The sequence below is a fragment of the Paucibacter sp. Y2R2-4 genome (assembly GCF_025717535.1).
GTDB lineage: Bacteria > Pseudomonadota > Gammaproteobacteria > Burkholderiales > Burkholderiaceae_C > Paucibacter_A.
Window position 1 is genome coordinate 525,367 of record NZ_JAJIRO010000001.1, and the last position, 26,212, is coordinate 551,578.

20 protein-coding genes, 2 tRNA genes and 1 pseudogene are annotated in these 26,212 nt (G+C 56.6%); 9 read left to right on the forward strand and 14 right to left on the reverse strand.

Annotation, left to right across the window (positions count from 1 at the left end):
* Positions 1 to 38 precede the first annotated feature (38 nt).
* The 8 genes from prsT to LNV06_RS02285 all read right to left on the reverse strand — a co-directional run bounded on the left by prsT (position 39) and on the right by LNV06_RS02285 (position 12,081).
* Positions 39 to 2,843, reverse strand: a complete 2,805-nt coding sequence (gene prsT, locus LNV06_RS02250; protein WP_263536611.1) for an XrtA/PEP-CTERM system TPR-repeat protein PrsT — start codon at positions 2,841 to 2,843, stop codon at positions 39 to 41.
* Positions 2,840 to 4,225 carry a PEP-CTERM-box response regulator transcription factor gene (gene prsR / locus LNV06_RS02255; RefSeq protein WP_263536612.1) on the reverse strand — a complete coding sequence of 462 codons (1,386 nt, stop codon included), beginning with the start codon at positions 4,223 to 4,225 and terminating at the stop codon, positions 2,840 to 2,842. The genes prsT and prsR overlap by 4 nt, the downstream gene beginning before the upstream one ends.
* Positions 4,226 to 4,234: 9 nt before the next feature.
* Positions 4,235 to 6,349 carry an XrtA/PEP-CTERM system histidine kinase PrsK gene (prsK, locus tag LNV06_RS02260; RefSeq protein WP_263536613.1) on the reverse strand — a complete coding sequence of 705 codons (2,115 nt, stop codon included), beginning with the start codon at positions 6,347 to 6,349 and terminating at the stop codon, positions 4,235 to 4,237.
* A 49-nt stretch (positions 6,350 to 6,398) separates the two neighbouring features.
* Complete coding sequence (locus tag LNV06_RS02265) at positions 6,399 to 7,781, reverse strand: TIGR03013 family XrtA/PEP-CTERM system glycosyltransferase (RefSeq protein WP_263536614.1); 1,383 nt, start codon at positions 7,779 to 7,781, stop codon at positions 6,399 to 6,401.
* A gap of 489 nt (positions 7,782 to 8,270) precedes the next feature.
* The gene (locus LNV06_RS02270; RefSeq protein ID WP_263536615.1) at positions 8,271 to 9,413 is read right to left on the reverse strand and encodes a branched-chain amino acid ABC transporter substrate-binding protein; all 1,143 of its coding nucleotides are present in this window, start codon (positions 9,411 to 9,413) and stop codon (positions 8,271 to 8,273) included.
* A 142-nt stretch (positions 9,414 to 9,555) separates the two neighbouring features.
* Complete coding sequence (locus LNV06_RS02275; protein ID WP_263536616.1) at positions 9,556 to 10,143, reverse strand: hypothetical protein; 588 nt, start codon at positions 10,141 to 10,143, stop codon at positions 9,556 to 9,558.
* Between the two features lie 11 nt (positions 10,144 to 10,154).
* Positions 10,155 to 10,586, reverse strand: coding sequence for a DNA polymerase III subunit chi (locus LNV06_RS02280; protein WP_263536617.1), 432 nt, complete (start codon positions 10,584 to 10,586; stop codon positions 10,155 to 10,157).
* 25 nt (positions 10,587 to 10,611) lie between these two features.
* Complete coding sequence (locus tag LNV06_RS02285) at positions 10,612 to 12,081, reverse strand: leucyl aminopeptidase (protein WP_263536618.1); 1,470 nt, start codon at positions 12,079 to 12,081, stop codon at positions 10,612 to 10,614.
* A gap of 28 nt (positions 12,082 to 12,109) precedes the next feature.
* Between LNV06_RS02285 and lptF the strand changes: the two genes are divergently transcribed.
* The 5 genes from lptF to LNV06_RS02310 are packed head-to-tail and all read left to right on the forward strand — an operon-like array spanning position 12,110 to position 16,972.
* On the forward strand, positions 12,110 to 13,234 hold the full coding sequence (gene lptF, locus LNV06_RS02290; protein ID WP_263536619.1) for an LPS export ABC transporter permease LptF: 1,125 nt from the start codon (positions 12,110 to 12,112) through the stop codon (positions 13,232 to 13,234).
* Positions 13,231 to 14,373, forward strand: coding sequence for an LPS export ABC transporter permease LptG (gene lptG, locus LNV06_RS02295; RefSeq protein WP_263536620.1), 1,143 nt, complete (start codon positions 13,231 to 13,233; stop codon positions 14,371 to 14,373). The genes lptF and lptG overlap by 4 nt, the downstream gene beginning before the upstream one ends.
* A 30-nt stretch (positions 14,374 to 14,403) precedes the next feature.
* Positions 14,404 to 14,814 (forward strand): sirohydrochlorin chelatase, encoded by a 411-nt coding sequence (locus tag LNV06_RS02300; RefSeq protein WP_263536621.1) that lies wholly within the window; start codon positions 14,404 to 14,406, stop codon positions 14,812 to 14,814.
* On the forward strand, positions 14,811 to 15,755 hold the full coding sequence (locus LNV06_RS02305) for a CysB family HTH-type transcriptional regulator (RefSeq protein WP_263536622.1): 945 nt from the start codon (positions 14,811 to 14,813) through the stop codon (positions 15,753 to 15,755). Before LNV06_RS02300 ends, LNV06_RS02305 begins: the two co-directional genes overlap by 4 nt.
* Positions 15,756 to 15,766: 11 nt before the next feature.
* Positions 15,767 to 16,972, forward strand: coding sequence for a pyridoxal phosphate-dependent aminotransferase (locus LNV06_RS02310; RefSeq protein ID WP_318013415.1), 1,206 nt, complete (start codon positions 15,767 to 15,769; stop codon positions 16,970 to 16,972).
* A gap of 21 nt (positions 16,973 to 16,993) precedes the next feature.
* On the opposite strand, the gene LNV06_RS02315 is transcribed toward LNV06_RS02310, so the two are convergent.
* Complete coding sequence (locus tag LNV06_RS02315) at positions 16,994 to 17,752, reverse strand: hypothetical protein (protein WP_263536623.1); 759 nt, start codon at positions 17,750 to 17,752, stop codon at positions 16,994 to 16,996.
* A 1,065-nt stretch (positions 17,753 to 18,817) separates the two neighbouring features.
* Positions 18,818 to 19,216 (reverse strand): annotated as a pseudogene (locus LNV06_RS22710) (type IV pilus assembly protein FimV); the annotation flags it as partial.
* A gap of 215 nt (positions 19,217 to 19,431) precedes the next feature.
* On the opposite strand from LNV06_RS22710, the gene LNV06_RS02320 reads away from it, so the two are divergent.
* Positions 19,432 to 20,136, forward strand: coding sequence for a Crp/Fnr family transcriptional regulator (locus tag LNV06_RS02320; protein WP_263536624.1), 705 nt, complete (start codon positions 19,432 to 19,434; stop codon positions 20,134 to 20,136).
* Positions 20,137 to 20,190: 54 nt separating this feature from the next.
* Positions 20,191 to 21,285: a phosphotransferase family protein gene (locus LNV06_RS02325; protein ID WP_263537492.1), complete on the forward strand. Its 1,095-nt coding sequence runs from the start codon at positions 20,191 to 20,193 to the stop codon at positions 21,283 to 21,285.
* A gap of 48 nt (positions 21,286 to 21,333) precedes the next feature.
* On the opposite strand, the gene LNV06_RS02330 is transcribed toward LNV06_RS02325, so the two are convergent.
* Positions 21,334 to 22,077 carry a hypothetical protein gene (locus LNV06_RS02330; protein ID WP_263536625.1) on the reverse strand — a complete coding sequence of 248 codons (744 nt, stop codon included), beginning with the start codon at positions 22,075 to 22,077 and terminating at the stop codon, positions 21,334 to 21,336.
* Between the two features lie 64 nt (positions 22,078 to 22,141).
* Here LNV06_RS02330 and LNV06_RS02335 point away from each other — a divergent pair, with 64 nt between their 5' ends.
* Positions 22,142 to 22,843 (forward strand): glutathione S-transferase N-terminal domain-containing protein, encoded by a 702-nt coding sequence (locus LNV06_RS02335; RefSeq protein ID WP_263536626.1) that lies wholly within the window; start codon positions 22,142 to 22,144, stop codon positions 22,841 to 22,843.
* Between the two features lie 103 nt (positions 22,844 to 22,946).
* Here LNV06_RS02335 and LNV06_RS02340 read toward each other — a convergent pair.
* From LNV06_RS02340 to LNV06_RS02350, 3 genes are all read right to left on the reverse strand, one after another.
* Positions 22,947 to 23,023 (reverse strand) — tRNA-Arg (locus LNV06_RS02340).
* A gap of 110 nt (positions 23,024 to 23,133) precedes the next feature.
* A complete protein-coding gene (locus tag LNV06_RS02345; RefSeq protein ID WP_263536627.1) occupies positions 23,134 to 25,122 on the reverse strand; it encodes an OPT family oligopeptide transporter in 1,989 nt (662 codons plus the stop codon).
* 312 nt (positions 25,123 to 25,434) lie between these two features.
* A tRNA-Pro gene (locus LNV06_RS02350) sits at positions 25,435 to 25,511 on the reverse strand.
* A gap of 228 nt (positions 25,512 to 25,739) precedes the next feature.
* Here LNV06_RS02350 and trxA point away from each other — a divergent pair.
* Positions 25,740 to 26,069 (forward strand): thioredoxin TrxA, encoded by a 330-nt coding sequence (gene trxA, locus LNV06_RS02355; protein WP_263536628.1) that lies wholly within the window; start codon positions 25,740 to 25,742, stop codon positions 26,067 to 26,069.
* Positions 26,070 to 26,212: the final 143 nt, after the last annotated feature.

A 26,212-nucleotide genomic window follows, 5' to 3' on the forward strand; every position in this document is an offset into this window, starting at 1 on the left:
AATGAAATCCGACGGGCGATGCCGCCTACGCCCTGAGCTTACAGCTTCGCCTGCAAAGCCTTGACTTCGTTTTGAGCGGGGAATTTTTCGCCCAACGCAGCCAAGGTTGACAGCTCACTCGAAGCCTTGCCTCGTTCACCCGATGCGAGATAGTACTTTGCTAAATGCAACCGGTACCAAGCTCGGTTCGGTGCTGCTGCCAACGCAGCTTTCTGAACATCAATGGCTTTTGCGAGGTCTCCACCCTCAAAATAGATTTCAGCCAAGGAATCTTTGTAAGACGCATTGGCGGGATCCAATTTCGTGGCTTTCAAAGCCAGCTCCAAGCCCGCCCCCTTCTTGCGGCGATTTTGAATCAAAGCAAGATTGTTCAGAACTGAGGCGCTGTCCGGACTCATGGCCAGCAGCGCTTCATAGTGCTTTGAAGCCGTCTCCCAATCTTCTTTCAGAACTGCACGATCGCCCAGGTAGGTGCGGAAAACGCCATCTTTAGGATATTTGTTCGTCCACTGCTGTGCGAATGTTTCAGCTTCCGGCACCGGGCTACCTGCCAGCAGGGTTTTGTGCAATTTGATCGCCAGCTCAGTCGAGTTCTGTCGATCCAAACCTGCTCGGTAAGCCCGGGCAGCCGTGGACCAATCCTTCTGCGTCGCAGCAATGTCTCCCTCGAATGAATAGCCCAGAGACTCGGAAGGGCGATCTTTCTGAACAGACTTGGCCAGTGCAACGGCTTCCACATTCTTGCCCATTGCCAACTCCAGGCCGATCAGCGCTCGCAATGCCGGCAAGTAATCCTTTTTGACGGTCAAGGCTTTCCTCAAGCTTTGGGCGGCAGCGGCTTCATCTTTTCTCTCAAGATGAATCTGCGCCAACCGGAAGTGCGGCTCGGGTTGACCAGGCTGAAGTACTGCGATTTTGTTGTAAGTGGAAATGGCTTGATTCAATTCGCCGAGCTTGAACTGCGCTTGCCCAAGAGCATCCAATAACTCTGCATTGTCGGGAATTTGCGCCAAGCCCAGTTGAGCCCCAGCCAAGGCGAGCTTTGGCTCATCGGCTTGCAAATATAGGTCAACCAGCGCCAAACGGGGCGCTACAGATCCTGCATTGTTCTTAATCGTTTTCTGCAGCAAATCCCCCAACTCGTCTTTGCCCGCACCCAATTTAGCTCGCAGCGCCGTCAAGGCCATCGCCACTCGCACATTCTGTGGATTGGCCTCAACGAACTTTTCCAGACGGGTCTGTGCCGCTGCGGGCTTGGCCCCTTGCTCATCCAGCGTCGCGAGCGCAAGCACGGAGGGAACAAATCCCGCATCAATTTTCAAAGCCTCTTCAAAAGACTGACGTGCTGCATCCGATTTGCCGCGCTGCAATTCAATTTGTCCTCGCAAATTGCTGCCGATCGCCGAGTTAGGCTGCTTTTTTTTGATTTGCTCAACAGCAGCCAAGGCGCCATCAAAGTCTTTTTTCCGCAAATACACGCCGACCAAGGCCAAGTCACTGGTCACCCCTGCATCACTCAAAGTCAAGGCACTCAGCTTACTCAAGCCTTGTTCGGTACGACCTCTATCAAACTGAGCCAAAGCCAATGCAGTACGGCTATTGAAGTCAGTCTGATTTAGTTTTGCAGCAGCCTCATAAAAAGCTTCGGCCTTAGTCATTTCTCCTTGCATCATGTAAGCCTGAGCCATCAGCACTGAAGTCTCCCAGCTTGGACTGCCGCTGCTTACAAGTGGCAGGAGAGCCTTGATGGCCTTCGACGAATCGCCCATACTCAAATAGGTCTGGGCCAGTGTAAAACGCACTTGTGCGTTATCCGGCATCATTTGCACCGCGCGGCCCAATTTTGCTTCGGCACGGACCAAGGCTCCAGACTTCAAATCAATAACACCACCAAGGTGCAAGACCTGTGGATTTTCTGGAGCAACCTTTAACAATTGCTGCGTCAGTTCTCCCGCAGATCTAAAGTCATCGCGCTGAACGGCCAACATGGCACCAAACCATTTAACATCGGGTCGCGAAGGCGCTGCGGCTTTGAATTCAGCCAACTGCTTCTCAACACTTTTCAGATCCTTGTCCTGCAAATACATATTCAGAACTGCAGTATGGGCGCCATAGTTGAGCCGGTCGAGCTTGATAGCTTCTTTATAGGCCTCAGCCGCTTCTTTCCGCTTGCCGGAAACCAACAGCAAATCACCTTTCAGTCGAGATGCTTCACTGTTTGCAGGCTGGCTCTTCTGCACTTTTTCCAGCAAGTCCGATGCCCCAACAAAGTCTTTGTTGGTCGCCAATAGCCTAATTTGAGCCAGCTGCGCTTGCGCTGAGTTGGGCGCGACCGCAAGTGCGGCATCTACCGCTTTTTTCGCCTCTATCGCCTGACCTGTCGACATTTGGGCAGCCGCAATAATGGACAAAAGTTCGGCTTGCGGCCCAGCCTCAGTTAATTTAACCGAAGCAAACTGCTCAATCACTTTTTCCGCTGGGCCCTTTGCGTACATAGCTTTCGCGAGCAGCGGGACCACCTGATCCTGAGAATAGCCAAGCTCTTGAGCCTTTTGCAGTTCAACCACCGCCCCGACATAATCTCCAGAATCAAACAGCAATTCGCCCAGCAAAAAGCGAGCTTCAGCCAGGCCTGGACTCTTTTGCAGCGCACTTTTCAATTCGATCAGCGCCGATTTTTTATCATTGGCTTGTACATGCTTTCGAGCCGAAGCCACCAACTCGCCGGCACTGTCGCCCATGCATGCGCTGAGTAGAAAACCTGTGCTAACGGCCAAAACAAAGGACGAGATCTTGGCAACGGGGAAGCGCATAGCATTCGACTGCGAAATACCTTGAGTCATTTAATCTCCAACTTGTTCATCAAATCATACAAAGTGGGTCGACTGACGCCGAGCAACTCAGCAGCCTTCGCCACATTGCCGTCGACTCGGGACATCGCCGTCAGTACAGCTTGTCGTTCAGCGCGTTCTCGAATCACACGTAAGTCCAAAGTCTCATCGACTGAATCTTCTTCACGATCGGGATCCAACAAACCAAGATCGATACTGGTTAATCGTTCACCATCGGCCATGATGAAGGCACGTTTGATGCGGTTTTGCAACTCCCGCACGTTTCCTGGCCAGTTGTAAGATTCAAGAGCACGCATCGCATCGGGACTGAAACCCAGCGGCTTGCGTCTTTGATCGGCCGCCAATTGTTTGACGAACGCATTGGCCAAGAGGACAGGGTCGCCCACTCGATCACGTAATGGCGGAATATCAACCACAATTTCCGCCAATCTAAAATACAAGTCCTCCCGGAAACCTCCCGCAGCAATTTGCTCCTGCAAATCACGATGGGTGGCCCCTACGACGCGGACGTCTACGGGAATTTCTTGCCGTCCGCCCACTCGCTCGATCACCCGCTCCTGCAAAAAGCGAAGCAACTTGGCTTGCAAGGGAAGCGGCAAATCTCCGATTTCATCGAGCATCAAGGTGCCGCCGTGAGCAACCTCCAAACGTCCAATTGTTGTCTTTGTCGCGCCTGTAAAGGCACCTTTTTCATAACCAAACAACTCGCTTTCTAGCAGGTTCTCTGGGATAGCGGCGCAGTTAATCGCAACGAATCGGCCCTTACGTTTTGAGGCCGCATGCAGACCTTGGGCAAGCACCTCCTTGCCCGTACCACTCTCCCCAAGCAAAAGCACAGTCAAGTCACTCGAAGCAACACGCTCGATGGTCCTACATATTCGCTGCATTCCGCCGTCACGTGTGATCAGTCCATCAAACACGTCCAGGCGATTGGCATTCAACAGTCGCTGATTTTCTTCCTGCAACTCATAGAGTCGAAAAGCACGCTCTACGGTCAACGACAACAAATCGGGGTCAACCGGCTTGGCCCAAAAATCATATGCGCCCATTTGAATTGCACGCAAAGCATTGTCGTGATCATTCTGACCGGTCAGTACAATTACTTTAGCGGAAGGATTCAATTCAAGTATCTTTTCAAGGCACTTGAAACCCTCAGCGACAGAATCCTGATCTGGCGGCAACCCCAAATCCATGGTAACAACTGCCGGATTGTGTTTGCGGAACTGCAACAACGCACTCGGAACGTCATCCGCAACCACAGACTCGAACCGGTCCAACGACCATTTCAACTGCTTTTGCAAGGCTAGATCGTCTTCAACGATCAGCATCAATTGACGCGGATCCGGCGCTGTTTCATTATTAGTGATTGCCATTTATATTTATCAATTTTTTGCATGAAATAGCGGCAACAATATAGTCACAACCGTCCCAATATTCAGCTGACTATCAACCTTGATTGAGCCGCCAAGTTCCTTCAAGTATTGGTAGCTTTCATAAGCTCCAATCCCCATCCCTGAATCTTTTGTCGTCTGAAAAGGTCTAAACAGCTTTTGACGAATGAACTCCTCTGTCATGCCACAGCCTCGATCGGTGATCACAACACGAGCCGAACTCCCGGCTTGATCCAAGGCAAGCATGACAGAGTCTCGAGCATCCGAGGCATCAAATGCGTTTTGCACAACATGGCCAAGTACTCGCTCGATCCGTTCGTCATGACCGCGCGTGCTGACTTTGGATTCAATGTTCAATTCAAGCGTTCGCCCCTTGCTCAACGCGGCAGCTGCAAGCCTCTTCACAATTACCTCTAGGTCGACACCGCTAGACAAGCCATGAGGCTTCTCCCCCTCGCGAAGTTGCAACATCAATTGGCGCATCTTCTCGAGCGAATTTTCCACAGTATCCAGCATATCCTGCTGAAATTCAGGGTTATCTTTTAAGCGCTTGGCATTCTTCATCATCAGTGAGAGTTGAGTCACGATGTTCTTCAAATCGTGAACAACAAAGGCCGACATGCGGTTGAAAGCATCGAACTTCTTTGATTCAAGCAGGGCTTCGGTTGCTTGCATTTGCGCCAGATAGCTAGATGCTTGTCTGCTAGCAGTCTTTAGCAGATCTCGCACCTCCCAGTCCAATTCAATGGCGGCTCGCGGCCGCCCAAGAAGGACAAAGCCCAAGAGTTTTTCTCCGACTAGCAGAGGCACCAGCCAACAAGAACGTACATCCTCTAGCAACCAAGCTGGAGTGTGAAGCTCCCTGTATTCAGGGGCGCCTTGCCTGAGACGCTCCAAGTCAATAATCCAGGTTCGCGCCTGCAAAAATTCGAAGAACTCTAAGTTTGCGGGTACAGGCTCATCCAGAAAAGGGGAATTCCAGCGAGCAGCTTGTGAATAAACAGCAGCATCACCCTGCTGCATCCACAGCGCTCCTGAGGGGCTCTCCACCAAATTGGCCAATGCCCGAATGACAGTCTCACCCATCATCTGCGGTGAGTTATTTGACGATAAGGTCGCGGTAAAACGAAGCCATTCTTCTCGATAGTCATAGCGGTAACTGAAGAAGTTTTTACCGATATAGACCTTCAACTGCGACCGCAAGGCTCCTGATAAAACCAAGATCGCCAAACCAAGCAGGGCCAGAAAAACCAGTGCCAACTGAAGTGCCCGTCCCCATTCACCACCGGTGTAACGGACGTAGTATCCGATCGCCGATATAAGCAATAGATACAAGCCGACTAGCAGCAATGTGGCTGAATGGAAAACTGCCGCACGAGAAACGTGGAGCTTCTCTAACCAGTCCGTACGCCTTCTCGAAGCCAAAAATAGCAGAGGCAAGGCTGAACAATGAGCCAGCGAGCGAACACTTAGCGCGTCGCCATCAAATTCCCGAAATAGGGCTGCTTGCGAAAAAACGAAAAGGTCGAAGGCAAACAATGCGCCGAGACCGAGGCACACCGGCTTGGCGTTCCAACGTGCGTCCGCAGAGGAATTCCGGAGCAACTGTTCTACCAGAATCAAGCCAACGACTGCCAGGCCTAAAGCAGTGAATGAAGAAGGGCGAAGCAAATCGACTGCAACTTCAGCCTTGGACTCACGCAAAATGAGCATCAAAAGCGCGCTGCCGAGTGAGGCGTAGGCCAAGTCAGCGAAACGAGGTTGAGCGCTCGTTCCATTCTGCTCGCTGTCGACTTTAGGTCGAAGCAAAAGCAAAAGAAATCCGAACCACAACGCATAGCGCAGCAAATCTGCAGCCGGAATCATCCATGCAAGCGTGGCTGCAGGGAGAAGCCTCAAGCCAGACGCGATACCGAGTCCCGCCCAAGCCGCCGTGCCAACTAGCGCGGCGGCAAATACATAGGAGAGCCCATTCGCGGGCGCGGACTTTCGCCACCAGACGCGATAAGCGAAATACAGGGCAAACGCCGCATATAAGCAGAGCGCGAGCCCGTCACCCAAGAAAGCAAGATTCAAGACGCCAAATTCCATGGTGTATTGAACCATGCCAAGCATGGGGAAAGAATCGGCAAATGCGCCGATTCAACCTAGAACTTCAACGAGCGCCCTTACCTGTCAGCACAACCGCCACCGTTTCCAACATGATCAACATATCCAAAAACAGCGAGTTGTTCTTCACATAATAGAGATCGTATTGCAACTTCTCGATCGAATCCTCGACCGTGGAGCCATATTCATACCGCACTTGCGCCCAACCCGTAACCCCAGGCTTGACGCTATGCCGAACCGCAAAGTAGGGGATCTTGTTGATCAAATCATCAACGAAGAACTGCCGCTCAGGACGAGGTCCGACCAAGCTCATCTCACCACGCAGGACGTTCAAAAGTTGTGGCAACTCATCAATCCGCACCTTTCGAATAAACCGTCCAACTTTGGTAACCCGGTCATCATTGACTGTCGCCCAGCGAGGCTTCCCGTCTTTCTCTGCGTCCGTCCTCATACTGCGGAACTTGATCACCTGAAAGGGGGCGCCATTCAGTCCCACACGCTCTTGCCGGTAGAACACTGGACCCGCCGATTCCAGCTTGATCATTAGCGCAGTGACTGCCATGACCGGCAAAGACACCAGAAAAATAGCTGCGGCAAAAACGATATCGAATAGGCGTTTGAAAGCTGTGCGGACCACGCCCTGGTTAAATCCGTCGCCGAAGACAAGCCAACCCGCATTGACATGGCTGATCTTGATCTGCGCCAGGGTCTTTTCGAAATGCGTAGCGATATCGACAACACGGATCCCGTAAAGCTTGCAATCCAGCAGCTGTCGCAAGGGCATGCTGCCGCCACGACGCTCAGACAAGGCCACGACGATTTCATCCACACCCAAGCTCTTGGCCGTCTCTGTCAAAGTGCCGCGGGACGCAATGATCTCCGCCTGCGGGACTTCTTGTTGCTCTTCGTTCGGACCAGGCAAATAGCCGACGATCAAGGCATGAGGATCTGCTGCGCGCAAGGTCTCCCCCACAGTCTTCGCAACTGAGCCTGAGCCGAAAATCAGGATTCGAGTCCGAAGACGAGACTGGGCGCCTGCATGGGCGGCGTAGACACGATGCACCATGACGGCGGCAACAGCGGCCATGGCGACCAAAGTGATCAATTCGCGATGGTTTGCATTGACTGGAAGCAAACTAAAGATTGCGTAAGCCAAAGGCAGGCCGAACAGCAAACCCAACAAAGCGCGAGCGCAGGATTCAGTGATGGAACGGTTGTGCACATGTTGGTACAAGCCGCTGGCCGAGTTGATGACAAACATGCAACCAGCCAAAGAAAGGCCATGGGAAGCCACAAAGGGCATCACCGAGGATGCGGACTCCCCTTGACTCAACACGACCGCAACAACTGCAAAGAGGATCAAGCCCAGGTCGAACAAGACGTGGAGCAGGGTCTGCTTATGCAAATAGTGGCTGAAAATTCTGACCATTTTTTCCCCGATCACTAAGACTTATTTCACTGCGCAAATGCGGTTTGAGCTGCTCATGGATTCTTGATTTGCAGAGTTGCCTTGAACTGCAAAGACATGCGCCAACCAACACCATCAACGTCAACCTCAACCTCAACCAACCTCTGCCTCACTCATCTTGATCGCGGCCCGATGATGCCTGTAGCCACGACTCTTGAAAGCCCCCCGTTTGAAGGGGGCGTCAAGCTTGAGAAAACAAAGGCGCTCACCAGCATGCGCCGCCAACGTTTCGAATTACAAATCAGGCGTGAGTAGAACCGATGACGCATCGATCGCCTCACTTCATTGCGTATCCGATCGTGCGTTTTCCACAGCACTCCAACGTATCGGGTCAATCCATGGTCTGAATGCCACGCCCTGCGGGCGTCTGCGCTTCGAAATCAGATCTTCAAAGGAAAAAAAATAGCCCGCCAAAGCGGGCTATTCATTCAAACGGAAGTGGTCAATTCATCAACGAACGACTGCGATTTGCGAGCGGGCACCACCCTTGTAGGTGTACATAGTCAGCGCGCCGTTCTTGATGTCACCCTTGTTATCAAAGGTAATAGTGCCAGTCACGCCCTTGTAGCCTTCGGTCTTTGCGAGCACCGGCAGATACTTGGCTGGATCTGCAGAACCAGCCTTCTCCATGGCTGCCACCATCACCTTGACGGCGTCATAGACGTAAGGCGCATAAATCTGAACGTCAACCTTGTACTGCTCCTTGAACTTGGCCTTAAAGGCGTCGGACGACACCTTGGACTCGCCCTCAACGCCACCGGCTTCAGCGCAATAGACCTGATTGTCACCCATGGTGCCAGCAGCCAATTTCGGCAACTCACCAGTGCAGATACCGTCGCCGCCGACAAACTTGGCTTCAATGCCCAGTTGCTTCATTTGACGCAGCATCGGGCCGGCCACAGCATCCATACCGCCGAAGAAGACCACATCGGGCTTCTTGGCTTTCAAGGAGGTCAGGATAGCGGTGAAGTCCGTGGCTTTGTCATTGGTGAACTCACGACCGACGATCTTGCCGCCAGCGCCTTTGACGCCCTTTTCGAATTCGTCCGCGACACCTTGACCATAGGCTGTACGGTCATCGATCACGGCGATTGACTGGCCCTTCAACTCTTTGACGGAGTATTTGCCCAGCGTGCCACCCAGATGCACATCATCGGCCACCACACGGAAGGTGGTTTTGTAGCCGTTACGGGTGAACTTCGGATTGGTTGCTGAAGGCGAGATTTGCGGAATGCCCGCATCGCTGTAAACCTTGGAAGCAGGGATCGTGGTACCCGAGTTCAAGTGGCCAATCACGCCATTGACTTTGGAGTCGACCAGCTTTTGAGCTGCGGCTGTGCCCTGCTTCGGATCGCCGGCGTCATCTTCAGCCAGCAATTCAAACTTTGCTTTCTTGCCACCGATCATCACGCCCTTGGCGTTCAGCTCGGAAATGGCCATACGGGCACCCAACTCATTGTCCTTACCCAAGTGGGCGATGGCGCCACTGGTTGGGCCGACGTGACCGATCTTGACAACCAGATCCTGGGACATGGCTGTACCGCTCATCAACAGCGCAACAGCGCCGACGACAACATTCAACTTAACTTGCATGAATTACCTCCGAGTTGGAAGAAGGAGAGCTTTTGGCTGTTGAAATCTCAACCCGTCAAACATAACTCAAAACCTGGGCTTCCCTACATGGGGAAAGCATGGAAAACCAAAGAGATGTTGTCAGCGTTGTCGCGTACCACCATCAACCATTCAGTTGAGGCGCTGACCCCCAAGGAGGATCCGTTTGCTCTGGACGTGCTTCCAAGGCTTGTTGCTCAGCCATGACCTGGCTTACCAGCGCTTCAACACGCGTGAGCAGGCTCTCTCGCAAGTCGGCCAGCACCTCATCGACTGCAGTCTCGATCATGACCTGCACAGCCGGCGTGCACTGTGGCTTTAGCTGCGACGTTAGGTCTGGCGTTGATACGGCCTGTAGCTGCTGGGCAACAGCATGGGCTAGCCCTTGGGCCAGATCCTGACTTCGATCATGTTCAAGATCCAAGGCGAGGTCCACCGGCAAGCCCGCACTCAAATCTTCAGGCATTAATTCAAGGGCATAGTTCGACGAGAGGTCGAGCTCGATTGACTGCTCGCCTTGTGAAACAAGAAGCTCAGCAGTCGAACTCAAAGCCGCCTGGGACCCATTCACCGCTGGAGAGCCCTCTTCTCCCCCCAAGTCTTCAAGATCCAAATCCAGAAAAACATCTGAAGCCTTGGCGGCCACAGGCACCAGCATTGACTCATCCAAGACTTCGGTCAGTGTCGGCACGACTCGATGGGGCTTGGTCATCGCGTGCTTACTCAATTGCTCACCTTGTGGTGCTTCACGATATGGCCCAGCGACTCATACTGTTTGTATCGCCTGCGTCCGGCCTGTACCTGTTCAGGCTCAGTCGAAACTACTTCCAGCACTCGCTTGAACTCTGCGAATTCCGATGGGATCTCGGCCCCTAGATTCAGCAACACCTCACGATGCGGCAAGGCTGCACTGCTGGGCGCCAAAAGAATGGGCGTCGCTTCCAACAGACCTGGATCAACGACCTCTTCGCTCAAGAGGAGATGCGGCACAAATTCGACCGCGTCAAAAGACCACAAGGCAGCGTCCAAGCGCTGCAAGACTGAGGGGGGGCCAATCACCCCCATGCGAGCACCCGACTGCTGAGCCTTGCGCAGCAGTCGGCAGAGATAGGCCAAGCGATCTGGGACTCCGGTGTAAAACGAAACCTCGGTCATGCTCGCTCGGCCTCTTGCACCAACATCACTTCGCTTGCGACAAGACGAAATGCGTCAGCAAGCCCACCGGACGACCGGTACCGCCCTTGGCAGCCCCGCCCTTCCAAGCTGTACCCGCAATATCCAGATGCCCCCAGCGGAACTTGCTCGCAAAACGTTGCAAGAATTTGGCTGCAGTGATGGAACCACCCGCACGCGAGCCCACATTGGCCACATCGGCGAAGTTGGTTTTCAGACCTTCTTCGTACTCTTCATCCAGAGGCAAGCGCCAGCAAGGATCCAAGGCCGCATCGCCGGCGGCCGACAAAGCGGCAGCCAACTCGTCGTCGCTGGCATACATGCCGCTGCGCACGCCGCCCAAGGCGATCACGCAGGCACCCGTCAAAGTCGCCACATCAACCACCACCGCAGGCTTGAAGCGTTCGGCGTAAGTCAATGCGTCGCACAGGACCAAGCGGCCTTCGGCATCGGTATTCAGAATCTCAATCGTCTGGCCCGACATCGAGGTCACGACATCACCTGGCTTCAAGGCGCGGCCGCTAGGCATGTTTTCGCAGGCAGCGATCAACACGACCAAGTTCAGCTTGGGCTTCAATTCGGCGACCGCACGCAGCGTGCCGATGACGCTGGCGGCGCCGCCCATGTCGAACTTCATCTCGTCCATTTCGGCGCCGGGCTTCAAGGAAATACCACCCGAATCAAAGGTAATGCCCTTGCCCACCAGCACCACCGGCGCTTGCGACTTCGGTGCGCCGTCATAACGCGCCACAATGAAGCGCAGAGGTTCATCCGAACCCTGAGCCACCGACAGGAAGGAGCCCATACCGAGCTTTTCCACCGCCTTGCGGTCGAGGATCTCGACCTTCAAGCCATGGCTGCTGCCCAGGGCCTTGACCTGCTCACCCAAATAGGTGGGCGTCGCGTAGTTGCCCGGGCGATTGGCGCATTCGCGGGCCAATTCAATCCCCGCGCCAATCGCTTGACCCCGAGCCAGACCCACCTTGGCCGCTTTGGCCGCGCCTTCGTCGGCCTTGTTCAGCAACAAGCTCAGCTTGTCCAACTTGGCCGGCGCGGGTGCGCTCGGCTTGGTGTGACGATAAACATAGCTCGCGTCACCGGCAGCCAGTACGAACTGCTCAGCCAAGCTTTCAGTCATGCCCTCAAAGCCAACGAAGGCCGTCGCCGCATGAACCGCGCCACGGCCCTTCAACTGTGCCAAGGCTGCTTGAAAAGCCGCGCGTGCGCTCTTCAAGGAAGCTTTGCCCGCAGCGGCCAAAACCAGGCGAGGTGCTTTGACACCGGCTGCGCGCTGCAAGCTCAAAACCTTGCCTGCTTTGAGTTCGAAGTCGCCCAGCTTGATGGCATCTTTAAGCAGCGCAGCCACTACCGGATCGAGTCCAGCGGGCAACTCATCGCCGGCCAAAACCAGAATCAGAGCATCGGCATTGAAGCCGGCCAATGCGTCGAAAGACGCAGACTGTGTACGGAAGTCCATAATGTCGCCGAATAGATAAAGTGACCGGATGTTATTCGATTCCTCCGTACGTTCCGAACTGACTCGCAGCTTCGGCGTGACCCTGGTGGTCATCCTGACCATTGTGCTGACGATGATGTTGATCAATACCCTCGGCCAAGCCGCCGGGGGCAATGTCGCACCCCAAGATGTGCTGCTGCTGATGGGCTATGCCTCGCTGGCGCAGCTGCCCACCATGCTGGCTCTGTCTTTATTCATCAGCATCGTGGCCTCGCTGGGGCGCATGTACCGCGAGTCTGAAATGACCATCTGGTTTGCCAGCGGCATCGGCCTGCGCCGTTTCATCAAGCCGGTGCTGCAACTGGCTCTGCCTGTTTTGCTGGCGGTGATCGTGCTGGAACTGCTGCTGTGGCCCTGGGGCAATGAGAACAGCGCCCAACTGCGTGAACAGTATCAAAAGCGTGGCGATTTGTCGCGCGTGGCGCCAGGCCAATTCCAGTCCTCGCGCGACGGCAGCAGTGTCTTCTTCATCGACCGCGACAGCGCCGATGGTCGGACCGGCCGCAATGTGTTCATCCTCACCCAGCAAGGCAAAGCCGAGGCAGTGACCACCTCTGCGAAAGGCCATATTGAGTTGACCGAGACCGACCGCTTTCTGGTGCTGGACCGAGGCCAACGCAATGAGAGCAATCACGAGAGTGGTGAGAAGTCTCTCGCCCGATTCGAGCAATACAAGATTTTGGCGGACAGCCAAGTGCTGCGCAGCGCGGAAAAGCCGCCACCAAAAGCAACCGGCACATTGGAATTGCTGCGCGACCCCAGTCCTCGCAACGACGGCGAGTTGGCTTGGCGATTTGGCATGATCTTGGCTTGTTTCAATATGGCTTTGCTGGGCTTGGGGCTGGCCGCGACCAATCCGCGCCGCGCCAACAGTTGGAATTTGCTTTTCGCCCTGCTCAGCTTCGTCGTGTATTTCAATTTGCTCAGCCTCAGTCAGTCCTGGGTGGGCACTGGCAAGATGAGTTTGGCCGCCGGCCTCGCCCAGGTGCACGGCAGCGTTTTCCTGCTCGCCATGACGGTACTTTGGCTGCGAGAGCAAGGCAATCGCTTGTGCCTGCCTTGGCGTCGTTTCAAGACCAAAGCAGAAGTCAGCACAGGAGCAGCCAGCGCATGAAAACCGTTCGCCGACTGCTTTACCGCGACATCATCGGATCCATCCTGTTCGTGTCGGTGGCCTTCCTTGCGTTGTTCTATTTCATAGACTTTGTCGAGGAGCTGGAACGGATGAACCGCGTGGGCGCAGGCGCCGCCAAAGCGGCCCTGGTCGCCTTGCTCAAATTGCCTGGTCACACCTATCAGCTCTTGCCCATCGGCACCTTGATTGGCAGCATCTTGTCGCTGGCTCGCATGGCCCAATCCAGCGAGTTCACGATTTTGCGCACCGGCGGCCTCGGGCCACGCCGAGCATTGGGCCTGTTGGCCAGTCTTGCTGCCGTTCTGGCTGCTTTGACCTTTCTGATTGGCGACTTCGCCGCACCCTACTTTGATGCTCAAACTGACCTGATGCGCGGCCGCTTCACCGGTGACCAGAGCTCAGGCCAACGCGGAGCTTGGCTGAAAGATCATCAGGTCATCGACGGACAAGACCGCAGCTTTTCAATCAACGTCAGCCAAGCCAATGCGCGGGGCCACCTGCTGGGTGTACGCATCTTCGAGTTCGACACCCATGGCGGCCTGAAGTCGCGCGTTGAAGCCAAATCGGCCACTGTCGACAACCAGGGGCTATGGCGCCTGGAGGACGTACAGATGTCTGAGTGGCAAGCGCTAGCGCCGGTTGGATCTCAAACCTTGGCGGCGACCCCGCAGCGGAGCGCGGTGGTGAAGGAAAGCCATCTCGCATCTTTGAATTGGCAGAGCTCCTTGCACGCCGGCGTGATCGCCGCAGCCGTGCTGCCGGCGGATTCCATGTCCACCATCGAGCTCTATCGCTACACCAAACACCTCTCGGCGCAGGAGCAATCGGCGCAGGCGCATAACATTCAGTTTTGGCGCAAGGCCTTCTACCCCTTTGCCTGCTTTGTGATGGTGGCCTTGGCCCTGCCCTTTGCCTATCTGCATGGTCGCTCAGGTGGCATCAGCCTGAAGGTGTTTGGCGGCATCATGTTGGGCATCAGCTTTGTCTTGCTCAACAATGTGGCCGGCCATATCGGCATTCTGAAAAACTGGACGCCCTGGATGGTGGCCGCCACACCAAGCTTGGCCTATCTCGCCTTGTCCATGGCCGCTTTCACCTGGCTGGTTCGCTACCGCTAAGCCCCTTTATCTCTTGCGCTGGATTTCTGAATGAACGCAATGCTGCTCTTTGCCCATGGTGCACGCGACCCGGACTGGGCTCGCCCCTTCAAAGAAGTGGAACGGCGCATCAGGCTTGAACGACCGGAAATGCCTCTGACACTGGCCTTCCTGGAGTTTATGCAGCCCAGCCTTGAAGAGGCCGCCCATGAGCTTGTCGCGCAAGGCTGTCGGCGCATTCATATCGTGCCTATGTTCTTAGGCACAGGCGGTCATGTGCGACGTGACATTCCGCCTTTGATCGAGCGCTTGACGGCGCAATACGGCACCACGGTGGAATGGCTTTTGCGCCCCGCCATCGGCGACCAAGAGCGTGTGGTGCAGGCCATGACCGAGGCCAGCCTGTCTTGGCTGCCCTCGGACATGCCAGCACGAGACACACCGCGAGCCCCGTCCCCATGAATCTTCACCAATTCCGCTTTGTGCAGGAGGCTGCCCGGCGCAACCTCAATTTGACCGAGACCGCCAAGGCGCTCTTCACCTCCCAGCCCGGAGTCTCCAAGGCCATTTTGGAATTGGAAGAAGAACTGGGCATCGATATCTTCTCGCGCCACGGCAAGCGCCTGCGCCGCATCACCGAGCCGGGCCAACAGGTCTTGGCAGCGATTGAAATCATCATGCGCGAGGTTGGTAACCTCAAGCGCATCGGCGAGGAATACTCCAAGCAAGACAACGGCACCTTGTCGATTGCCACCACGCACACCCAAGCCCGCTATGTACTGCCTGGGCCGGTGGCCCAGTTGCGTCGACAACTGCCCTTGGTGCGCGTCAGTCTTCACCAGGGCACACCCGACCAAGTGGTTCGCATGCTGCTGGACGACAGTGCCGATGTGGGGCTGGCCACGGAGTCTTTGGCACAGATTGAAGACTTGGTCAGCCTGCCCTGCTACGAATGGCAACACGTGCTGGTGGTCCCGGCCGATCATCCGCTCGCCCAAGTGGAGCGCCCGACCCTGGAGCAACTGGCCGCCGAGCCGCTGGTGTCCTACCACCCCAGCTTCACTGGTCGCACTCGCATTGACAAAGCCTTCGCGGCACGCCACCTGCACCCCAATATCGTGCTGGAGGCGATTGACTCCGATGTGATCAAGACCTATGTGCGCTTAGGCATGGGCATCGGCATCGTGGCCGAAATGGCGGTACGCGAAGACCCTCCCGGCGGTGACTTGGTGTCTCGCCCGCTGGGACACTTATTTGGTCAAAACGTGACCCGCATTGCCTTCAAACGCGGCGCTTATCTGCGCAATTATGTTTACAGCTTTGCTGAGTTGCTGTCGGAGCGCCTGAACCGACATCTGCTGGAACGTGCCATGAATGGTGACTCCAGCGACTACAGCCTTTGACCTTGCACCCGATGTCCGAACCCACCGCTCTCGAGCCAAGACAATTCGCAGCAATTCCAAGCAGCCCTTCGCTGCAGAGCCGCCTACCGCAAGTTGGAAGCACTATTTTCAGCACCATGTCAGCGCTGGCCCAGGCGCATGGGGCGGTGAATTTGGGTCAGGGCTTCCCGGACTTTGGCTGTGACCCCGCCTTGCCTGCCGCGGTGACGGCGGCCATGCAAGCACAGCACAACCAATACCCTCCGATGCCGGGTGTGGCCGTGTTGCGCGAAGCGGTTGCAAAGAAAATCCAAACGCTTTATGGCCACGGCTATGACCGCGATTCGGAAATCACCATCACTGCTGGCGCCACGCAAGGCATCTTGACTGCCTTGCTCGCCGTCGTGCACCCAGGTGACGAGGTCATCGTTCTGGAGCCCTGCTATGACAGTTACCTGCCCAATATCGAGTTGGCCGGCGGTGTTGCCGTCCCTGTGCCCTTAGCGCCCGGCAGTTTCAGGCCGGACTTTGAGAAGATCGCAGCAGCCATCACACCTCGCACCCGGCTGCTGATCATCAACACACCTCACAATCCAAGCGCCACCGTTTGGACAGACGCGGAGATGCTGAGCCTGGCTGAACTGCTGCGTGGCAGCAGTGTTTTGGTGATCAGCGACGAGGTGTACGAACACATGGTCTTCGATGGCCAGCAGCACCAAAGCGTGGCTCGTTACCCGGACTTGCTCTGCCGCAGCTTCATCGTCTCAAGCTTTGGCAAGACTTACCATGTCACCGGTTGGAAGGTGGGTTATGTAGCGGCACCTGCTGCAATGATGATGGAGTTCCGCAAGGTCCATCAATACAACGTCTTCAGCGTCAACACGCCGATGCAGTACGGCTTGACCAGCTATATGGGGGATGCCCGCCCCTACCTGGAATTGCCGAGTTTTTACCAATCCAAGCGCGATCGTTTTCGGGCCGGCTTGCAAGGCAGCAAGCTCAAACTGTTCCCCTGCGAAGGCAGCTACTTCCAGTGCGTGGACTACAGCGATTTGGTTGCTGTCGGCGCGATGAACGACCGTGAGTTTTGCGAATGGCTGACCCGCGAAAAAGGCGTTGCGGCAATTCCCCTGTCGGCCTTCTATGCGCAGGGCAGCGATCAAACCGTCATCCGCTTTTGCTTTGCCAAAGAAGATCAGACCCTGGACAAAGCCATCAGCCTGCTACGACAACTCTAAGCCGCGCCGCAGCGCCTATGTTCAAGGTTTGGGCGCAGGCAATTCGTCCAAGACGATGTCCACATCCACAGGCTGTGTCGTGGCGGGGTCGCCGGAATGGGAGGCTTGCCAAACCATGGTGGCCATCATGCCGAAACCGGTCTGACTGCTGACCTCTGATTCAAGCGGCAAGAAGAGGTCAATTTCCTGGCCACGCACCTCGTGCTCTGAGCGATCTCGCGCCACGCTGTAAAGCAGCAGCAAATCACGCAGTGCCGGCAACTCCAGATTGACACCGCGCAGACCCTGATTAGACAAAAGCTTTTGCAAAAGGCTCATGCTGGCGCCGCTGTCCGACCAGCGCCCCTGGATTTCTCGCATGACCTCGGCATAGGACTCCAGCTCACGCCCTAAGCTCAAATCTTGATCCCAAGTCGGCGCAATCGCGTCGAAACGCAGCGCATAACGCCCGGCAAGGTCGGCAAATGCCAGGGCCTCACCGCGCTTCTGGCAGATTTCCATCAGCTTCAGGTAGGGCAAGGCGCTCTCGATACTGCTATTGATGCGCTCTTGCAGCAGATCGACTGCCGCATCCTCCTGGCCCAATACCAAGAAAAAGTCAGTCTGCTGCTCCAGGTCGATCAAAGCCTCAACGCTGACCAAGCCTGTTTCCGTTGAAGCGTTCTGCGCCAGATCTGCGGCGAATGCAGGCGCAGCCGCTGCGAAATGTGAGGCATCCAAAAACTGCACGCTGAGCGGTTCGGCGTGTTGAGCCTCATGTGCAAACGCCGGGAAACTCAAACTAGCTGACGTCAAACCATCGCTTGCGTTCGACGAACTCTCATGAAGCGAGAGCTCGGGCTGAGATGACAATGCGCCGGGAACCGTCGGCCCCGGATGAGCAAAGTCCAGCATGTGATCACCGTCACTCACCTTCGCCAACGACAGAGTGTGCTCATCACCTCTGTCAAATCGGTCCGACTTGAACGAATGCTCCGCGACTTCCGATGACTCAACCCGCTGCGGAGATTGACTCACAGGACTTACCGTGGACGAAGGTGCCGCCCATTGAGATGCGACTGGCACAGCCTCTTGCGAACCCCGTTCTGTCTCTTCGGGTTCGTCACGCCCCAAACCCGTTGCGGCCCACCAATTGCCATCCAGCCCTTGCTGTGCGCGTTTACGACTCTGCCAGAGGAAGGCGCAAGCGCCACCCAGACCGAGGCTGAGCGCACCCAAGCCCCAGAGCCAAAAATCAGCGGCGCCCGACGAACTGGACGCGTTGGCACCTGTGGCGCCCTCAGCTACCAAGCGTGCGCGCATTTCGTTCAATTTCAGCTCGGACGCGCGCTTGTCTTCGCGAAGTTTGCCAAGGCCAGCTTCCAAGGTCTGCAATCGCTGAATCGCGGCTTCCGCTTGCGCCGCACTGGCCGCAACTTGCACCACTACCGCCGCAGACACCACCGAATCCAAAGGCTCGAGGCGCAACTTCGGCGCATTCGCGAGATCTACGGCTTGGGGCGTCTTCGTCGCGTTCGCAGACCTAGACGGAAGCGAACTTGCGCTAGAGACAGGGGCCGGGCTTGGCTCATTATTGATAGATGCCTGCGGACGCTTGCTCTTTGGCTTGCTCGACCCTCTCGCACCCTGATCTGGCTTTGGGCTGGCAACAGGCGCAGTGCCTGCGCTCAAGCGCTCAGCGGCCGAAGCATCGGCCTCATCACTTGCCAATAGATCTTGCGCTTTAGCACCCGTGGTCGCCAAAGCGGCCCTCATTGCCGGTGTGTAGCTTGGCGGCACAGCCTGCTGCGGCAACTCGGCAAGCTCCGAACTGCTGTATTGACCTTGCGCATTGGGCGGATCCAGCAAAGCGCTGTACTGCCGTGTCAACCGGGTCGGGCAACCCAGGCTCAAGGTCACCGAAATAATGGGCTCTTCGATCTTGATGCTACTGAGCACCCGAATCGCGCGTACCGAAGTGTCACTCGCACCCTGCAATTGCACCCGAACGACGGCAGCGGGCAGGCGGTTGGTACCCGCCATGACCTCGGCCGAGACGCATTCTGAAGAGAGCGATTCACCTGCGCTCAGACTGAGCGGGAATTCAAGGTTGAGAGACTGACCCAGAGCGGTCCGCATCTGAGGACGACCCAAGCCCAAAGCCTGCGCGCTGTCGGTCCAAGCCAGCGCCAGACCGCACAGCAATAGGGTAGCCACAGAGGTGGTGCGCAAGACAGGGAATGGCGCTGCAGTATCTCGGTACATGCCGGGGCAAATGTTAATTCGCACACTCTAGCATGGCGGGCCGCACTCCAATCCAAGGGATCTCACGGCGTTGTTAATGCGTCAGCAGCATTGCACATCCAGGGCAAACACGAGCGATACAGGGCCTCAAACAAGCACCAGCCAAAGCCCTGTCACGTGCTCGTGGACAATGCCCTTCACACAGCAGCGTCCTGCTGTCACGTCAGCGACAAAGCATGAACAGTCCGGTTCTTACACTGCCCGAACGCAACAATATCGAATCGGGGTCATGGTTCTCCAAACTCTCTGCGCCGCTGCGCGCCGACATCCTCTCGCGGGCCGCGGTGCGCCGCTTGGGAGATGGGGCGCTGCTCACTTGCCGCGGCGAGGCTGCCGAAGAATGGGTGGGTGTGGCGCTCGGCGCGGTGCGCATCAGTTCGGTCTCGCTGGCGGGCAAGCAGATTGCACTGACCTATGTGGAGCCCGGCACCTGGTTTGGCGACATTGCCTTGTTCGACGGCTTGCCACGGACGCACGATGCCTACACGCACGGGAGCACCACCTTGCTGGTGGTCCGCAAGCCCGACTTCCGGGCGCTGCTGCAGGCCCACACCGAGCTTTACGAAGCGCTGCTGCGCCTGAACTGCCGTCGTCTGCGCTTGATGTTCGATGTGGTGGAAGATCTGAACACCTTGCCATTGGCTTCGCGCCTGGCCAAGCAGATTTTGCTGCTGGCCCGGTCGTACGGTGTGCAACAAGGCGAAGAAATCCGCATTGGCCTGCAGTTAGCGCAAGAAGACCTGGCGCAACTGCTGGGCGCCTCGCGCCAACGGGTCAACCAAGAGCTGAAGAGCTTCGAGCGCGATGGTGCAGTGCGCGTCGAGCCAACGCGCTTGGTCGTCCTGAGCAAAGAAAAACTCCTGAGTATTGCCAGCGGCTGACGGACACGCCTTGGCACATTGAGTGCAACCCTGCCTCGACAAGCTAACAAGGCCATCAGCCCCATGGACGCATTCACCGGAACCATCAGCCCCAACCATGCCATCGATGGCGAGGCGCTGAGTGTTTGGCTCAGCGCGCATTTGAATCATTTCGATGGGCCGCTGCGCATCGAGCAGTTCAAGGGCGGTCAGTCCAATCCGACCTACAAACTGATCACCCCCTCCCGCAGCTATGTGATGCGCGCAAAACCCGGGCCGGCAGCCAAGCTACTGCCCTCGGCGCATGCGATTGAGCGCGAGTTCGCGGTCATGAGCGCCTTGGCAGGCAGCACGGTGCCGGTCCCGAAAATGCTGGCCTTGTGCGAGGACGAATCGATCATCGGCCGCGCCTTTTATGTCATGGAGTTCATGGACGGTCGCGTGCTGTGGGACCCCGCCCTGCCTGGCATGCCGCCCTCAGAGCGGCATGCCGTCTTCGACGAAATGAACCGCGTCATGGCCGCCCTGCATCGCATTGAGCCCGCGGCAATTGGCCTGGCGAGCTATGGCAAGCCAGGCAACTATTTCGAACGCCAGATTGCGCGTTGGAGCAAGCAATACCGCGCTTCGATCACCCGGCCGATCGAAGCCATGGAGCGACTGATTGACTGGTTGCCCAATCACATGCCGGACTCGGCCCTCGACGAGCGTGAGGTTGCCATCGTGCATGGCGACTTTCGAATCGACAACTTGATGTTTCACCCCCGAGAGCCGCGCGTGATCGCCGCGCTGGATTGGGAGCTATCGACCTTGGGCCACCCCTTGGCGGATTTCAGCTACCACTGCATGAGCTGGCACATCAAAACCACAAGCGCAGCGCGCGGCTTGGCGGGGCTGGACCTGCAAATCCTGGGCATTCCGTCCGAGTTGGACTATGTGCGTCGCTACTGCGAGCGCAGCGGTCGTAGTCATGTAGAAACCCTGATGCGGGATTGGAACTTCTACCTGGCCTACAACCTCTTTCGCATCGCAGCAATTTTGCAAGGCATTGCCAAGCGAGTTGAGGAAGGTACCGCGTCTAGCGCGCAGGCTCGGGAAGCCGCTGCCGGCGCCGCACCTTTGGCCGCGCTGGGCTGGCAATTCGCCGAACGCTCTAGTTCCGGAGCTTGACGGTCAAACGGGCAAAGCCTTCGACCCAAGCCAAAGGACGGAACCCACTCAGGCCGGCGCCTGATCTTCCTCGGGCCGCGAACTCTGCCAAGCCACGGAGGTGGTGGTGGGCCATGCGCCACGATCAGACAAACGAGCGTTGACCGCCTGCGCCTCTTTGCAAGCCAGCTCCAGCACCTTGACCAGAGCCTGGATCTTGCTCAATGAAGGCTCTGCCATCGCCGTACGCAGGTAGACATTGCCGCGCATGGTCATCAGAACAAAAGGCTGGCCCTCGGGCAAGAGATCCAAGCTCGCCTGAGCGAGCAAAGTACTCAACTCCCCTTCCAACCACGCCGCCGTCAACTCCTTGTTCACGCCCAATGCCCCGAAACGCTGGCGTACCAACTTGGAGCTGATCTGGCTGAACTTGGGGAACATCACCAGCCAGCGCATCTCTTCCGGCGTATCAGTATCGACACGGGTTTTCAGCGTATCGGTATAGGCCTCGAAGACCGAAGCCTCCAGTTTCTCCATCAACTGGCGGCAGAGAATCAAGAGCTGTAAATCGCTGTGCAACCTGAGCTCACAGCGCATGCGCAATTCATGGCCTTCGATATAGGCCCGCTGAGAGCGACCCCATTCAATTCGCAAGCTGCCCGGCAAGGCCTTGGGCTGCTCGATCAAAAAGCCTTGGCCATCGCGCGCCATACGAAATTGACCATTGCGGGCCTCAGCCCAATCATGAATGGGACGCCAGCGCGCGGCATTCGCTCGCGCCACAAACCAGTGTTTTACTTGCTTAAAAAACATGAGCTAGGAGAATGCGCTGAAGCCGGTGCGGCGTGAACCGCAGCCTTGATCGATAGGAATCCAAATGATCGAAGTGTATTCATGGCCTACACCCAACGGCCACAAGGTTCACATCATGTTGGAAGAATGTGGCTTGCCGTATCGGGTGATCCCCGTGGACATCGGCAGCGGTGCTCAATTTGACCCCCGCTTCTTGGCCATCAGCCCTAACAACAAGATTCCAGCCATCATCGACCCCGATGGACCGGATGGACGACCGATTTCTCTGTTTGAGTCCGGCGCCATTCTGCTCTATCTGGCGGGGAAAACAGGGCAGCTTTTGCCCATAGAAACGGCGAATAAGTACGAAGTGCTGCAATGGTTGATGTTTCAGGTCGGCGGAGTGGGCCCGATGCTGGGGCAGGCCCACCACTTCCGAATCTACGCGCCGGAGAAAGTGCCGTATGCAATTGAGCGGTACAGCAGTGAAGCGCAACGTCTTTACACCGTAATGAACAAGAGGCTTGCCGCATCCAAATACCTCGGCGGCCGCGACTACAGCATCGCCGATATCGCCGTCTTCCCTTGGCTGCGCTCCTGGAAGAACCAAGGCGTCGACATGAGCGACTACCCGCACCTGAAAGGCTGGTTTGACGAAATTGGCGCCCGACCAGCGGTGCAACGAGGTGTGGACGTCTTGTCGGAACAGCGCAAACCCCTGACCAACGATGCGGCGCGCGAAAACTTGTTCGGTGCTAGACAGTACAAGCGCCCCGGATCTCGGTGAGCGCACTGCGCTTCAAGCAAGCGCCAAACCAAGGGCACTCAATCCTGAGAAGGCGCAGGGGTTCCGAAACTGTTCACAACAGGCCAACTCAAAGACCATGAAGTGGCCCGACCAGCAAGAATCGAACTTGCAACCGCCCGCTTAGAAGGCGGGTGCTCTATCCAGTTGAGCTATGGTCGGTCAGAGGCCGAGATCTTGACACCCAAGACCTCGACAGGGGCAGCATTGTGACATGAGCGAAGCCCAAGCGCGGCGAACCCGACAGCCCAAACGGACTGTCGAGTGCTCCGTCAGCCGATCAACACATTGACGATGGCGTTGCCGATGCCCATCAGGGCCGCACCAGAAATCAAGCCCGCACAGATGGGCTCACAGCCCTCAACCCAGAGGCGATGACCTACCGTCCCAGGCGTCTTGTTCTTGCGACCCATGATGGCGAACAACAAGGCACCAATCCACATGGCAAAGACGGACTCTGGAGGCAAAACCACGCCCAAACCAATCGACACCGCCGACAAGGGGAAGCGCCCCTTCGTGACGATACGCGCCACTTCAATGGCTACGGCGCATACCGCAGCCACAGCCATGGCCACCAGGGCCGAGCTAGGGAGTTCCTTTAAGCCCTTGGCAATCAACTCAGCCACGCCCTTCCACTGCAAGGCGCCCGGCATCGCAAACTGCTCAGACACCAGAGTCGCCGTTGAGCGAACACCATTCGCGTCGGCCGGCAGGAACAGCAAGAAGTACAAGGGCACGCAGGCCATCACGCCCGCAAAAATACCGATCACATGACCAATCGCCTGATGGCGCGGCTTGCCGCCCAACATATAGCCCGGCTTGATGTCCGACAGCAGATTGGCTGCATTGGAGGCGATCTCCGAGGTCATGCCGGCAGGCAAGAGATTGCTGGCCGGATTGCTGCGATCGATGGCGCCCATGGTGAACTGGGTGATCTTGGAGAGCGCGCCGGTCGGCGTCCAAGAGGTCAGCGCCATGGCATTGGTGCAGATCACGGTCAAGATGAAGATCAGAGGCAGCGACACCAGCGCCAGGAACATCGGCACACCGAAGAAAACATGCGTGACCCAAGCTGCCAAAACGCTGAACACCGGCACACCGACGTAAGAAATCCACAAAGGCACCTCAATGCCTGCGAGCAAGTCTGGGCCTGCAGCGGCAGCATCTTTCTTCTTGCCGAAGGACTTGAACATGCTGGTGAACAGCTCTGGCTTGGCCAACAAGCCCACCAAAGAACCCACCACCATCATCGCCACACCCCACCACAGCGACCATTGATTGACGATCTCAGCGCGCGAGATTGGCACCACGGCACCCGAGGGAGAGACACGCTGAGCAATATCACCCGCATTGATCATGATGGGCGCCAGGATCACAAAGTTGATGAAAGAGCCCAACATGCAGCTGGTGGCCACCGCAATGCCCATCAAACCGCCCACGCCCAGCATCGCAGCATCCAAGGTCAAACGAAGACCGAGGACGCGGAAATCGACCCCCATGATCTTGGGAATCCACAACTCCGCCTTGGCGGCGGCTTGGTAGTAGTAGCTATCAAGACGCTCATGGATATGCCAGGGCTCCTTCATGCCAGCCCACTGATCCATGCGCAAGAGCTTGAATTGCAAGAGCTTCATCCAACCATCGCTGACCACAGCCTGGTACATCGCAGTGAAGATCGCCACGCGACCGAGCAAGCGAGCCTTGTAGACGCCTTCACCCGCATCACCGGTGTAGAGCGAGTCCAGCACCACGCCGCTGGCACGCCCTTCTGGGAAAGGCAGCTGCTCTTCGTTGATGAAACGACGCTTCATCGGGAAGGCCACCAGCACCCCCAAGATGGAAATTACCGCCATCCAGACAATCATCTGCCACCAAGGAATGATGCGACCGGTGATCAACATATAGGCGGCCAAGCTGGAATACAGCGGCGCAACCACATAACCTGCGGCCGTGGCTATCGACTGCGTGCAGTTGTTTTCCAGAATGGTGTAATCCGCCGCCAAACCGGCGCCATGCAAGGCGCGGAACAGCGCAAAAGACATGATCACCGAAGTCAGTCCGACACCAATGCCGATGCCGGTCTTACCGCCGATATAGAGCGAAGTCGCCGCCAATACCGCACCGAGTAAGAAGCCCGTTAGCGCAGAGCGCAAGGTGAGCTGCGGCATGTCGCCGCGGTACACATTCTTGAACCACCATTCGTCTTTTTGCGCCCGAGTCCAGGTGCGAATCTGCTCGTCGGTCAGTGATTGAATAGCCATGAGAGATGGGAAAAAGTTAAGAGCTGGGTAAGCCCGTTGATGGCGATGTGCGGCAATGTGCAGCGGTAAGCAGCGACGCTGCGCAGTCAATCGCCAAGCTGAATAAGACTACGTTGGGAATTCTCTGCGCCACCGCGCCACCGCAACAGCCGAGGATACCCAGGGAGAAAGCACGAAGCACAGAGGCGCTTTTCGCACGCCTTTACCCTTGTTCGCCAGAGGCACGGGACAAAAGTCGCACAGCCAAAAACAAACCGACATGAAAAAACCCGCTGCAAGCGAGAGCTCACAGCGGGTTATCCAATTGGGTCTTGGTCGGGGCGGCGGGATTCGAACTCGCGACCCTCTGCTCCCAAAGCAGATGCGCTACCAGGCTGCGCTACGCCCCGACTAAGACTACTATTCTAGCCTGACTTTTCAGCTTGTGTAAAGCCTTTTGCAAAATATTTGAAATAAGTTCACTTCAGCATCCCATTCAGCCCTCGCACATCCACAAGACTCGACCCAAAGCCCCTCCCTCAAACGGAGTCGGTCTTTGTGTCAAAATCATTCAGCATCAATGCCAGCCATGACTGGCGCTCTGCCGGCCCTGCATCCGGCCCGCCCAAGGACACTCCATGAGTAGCGAACTGATCAAACACATTTCCGACGCGTCTTTCGATTCCGATGTCATTCAAGCAGGCAAGCCCGTGCTGGTGGACTACTGGGCCGAGTGGTGCGGCCCCTGCAAGATGATTGCTCCCATCCTTGATGAAGTGTCCAAGGACTATGGCGATCGCCTGCAAGTCACCAAGATGAACGTCGACGAGAACCGCGAAGTGCCCGCCAAGTACGGCATTCGAGGCATTCCGACCCTGATGCTTTTCAAAGACGGCCAACTGGCCGCCACCAAAGTTGGGGCCCTGTCCAAGGCCCAGTTGACGGCCTTCCTGGACGCCAACCTATAATCAACGCAGATTGCTACGGCGGGATGCACTTCTCAAGCATTTGCATCCCGCTTCAGCAGCGTATTGCCAACACGCCCCAGGCCTTTTTTGACGGCTGCGACGCGTGGACTCGGCGCCCAAGCTCCCGCATTGTTTCTTGCTCC

Bases quoted from the DNA above. Each gene is read 5' to 3' on its own strand.
- prsT (WP_263536611.1), bottom strand. From the start codon at position 2,843: ATGACTCAAGGTATTTCGCAGTCGAATGCTATGCGCTTCCCCGTTGCC.
- prsR (WP_263536612.1), bottom strand. From the start codon at position 4,225: ATGGCAATCACTAATAATGAAACAGCGCCGGATCCGCGTCAATTGATG.
- prsK (WP_263536613.1), bottom strand. From the start codon at position 6,349: ATGGTTCAATACACCATGGAATTTGGCGTCTTGAATCTTGCTTTCTTG.
- LNV06_RS02265 (WP_263536614.1), bottom strand. From the start codon at position 7,781: ATGGTCAGAATTTTCAGCCACTATTTGCATAAGCAGACCCTGCTCCAC.
- LNV06_RS02270 (WP_263536615.1), bottom strand. From the start codon at position 9,413: ATGCAAGTTAAGTTGAATGTTGTCGTCGGCGCTGTTGCGCTGTTGATG.
- LNV06_RS02275 (WP_263536616.1), bottom strand. From the start codon at position 10,143: ATGACCAAGCCCCATCGAGTCGTGCCGACACTGACCGAAGTCTTGGAT.
- LNV06_RS02280 (WP_263536617.1), bottom strand. From the start codon at position 10,586: ATGACCGAGGTTTCGTTTTACACCGGAGTCCCAGATCGCTTGGCCTAT.
- LNV06_RS02285 (WP_263536618.1), bottom strand. From the start codon at position 12,081: ATGGACTTCCGTACACAGTCTGCGTCTTTCGACGCATTGGCCGGCTTC.
- lptF (WP_263536619.1), top strand. From the start codon at position 12,110: ATGTTATTCGATTCCTCCGTACGTTCCGAACTGACTCGCAGCTTCGGC.
- lptG (WP_263536620.1), top strand. From the start codon at position 13,231: ATGAAAACCGTTCGCCGACTGCTTTACCGCGACATCATCGGATCCATC.
- LNV06_RS02300 (WP_263536621.1), top strand. From the start codon at position 14,404: ATGAACGCAATGCTGCTCTTTGCCCATGGTGCACGCGACCCGGACTGG.
- LNV06_RS02305 (WP_263536622.1), top strand. From the start codon at position 14,811: ATGAATCTTCACCAATTCCGCTTTGTGCAGGAGGCTGCCCGGCGCAAC.
- LNV06_RS02310 (WP_318013415.1), top strand. From the start codon at position 15,767: ATGTCCGAACCCACCGCTCTCGAGCCAAGACAATTCGCAGCAATTCCA.
- LNV06_RS02320 (WP_263536624.1), top strand. From the start codon at position 19,432: ATGAACAGTCCGGTTCTTACACTGCCCGAACGCAACAATATCGAATCG.
- LNV06_RS02330 (WP_263536625.1), bottom strand. From the start codon at position 22,077: ATGTTTTTTAAGCAAGTAAAACACTGGTTTGTGGCGCGAGCGAATGCC.
- LNV06_RS02335 (WP_263536626.1), top strand. From the start codon at position 22,142: ATGATCGAAGTGTATTCATGGCCTACACCCAACGGCCACAAGGTTCAC.
- LNV06_RS02345 (WP_263536627.1), bottom strand. From the start codon at position 25,122: ATGGCTATTCAATCACTGACCGACGAGCAGATTCGCACCTGGACTCGG.
- trxA (WP_263536628.1), top strand. From the start codon at position 25,740: ATGAGTAGCGAACTGATCAAACACATTTCCGACGCGTCTTTCGATTCC.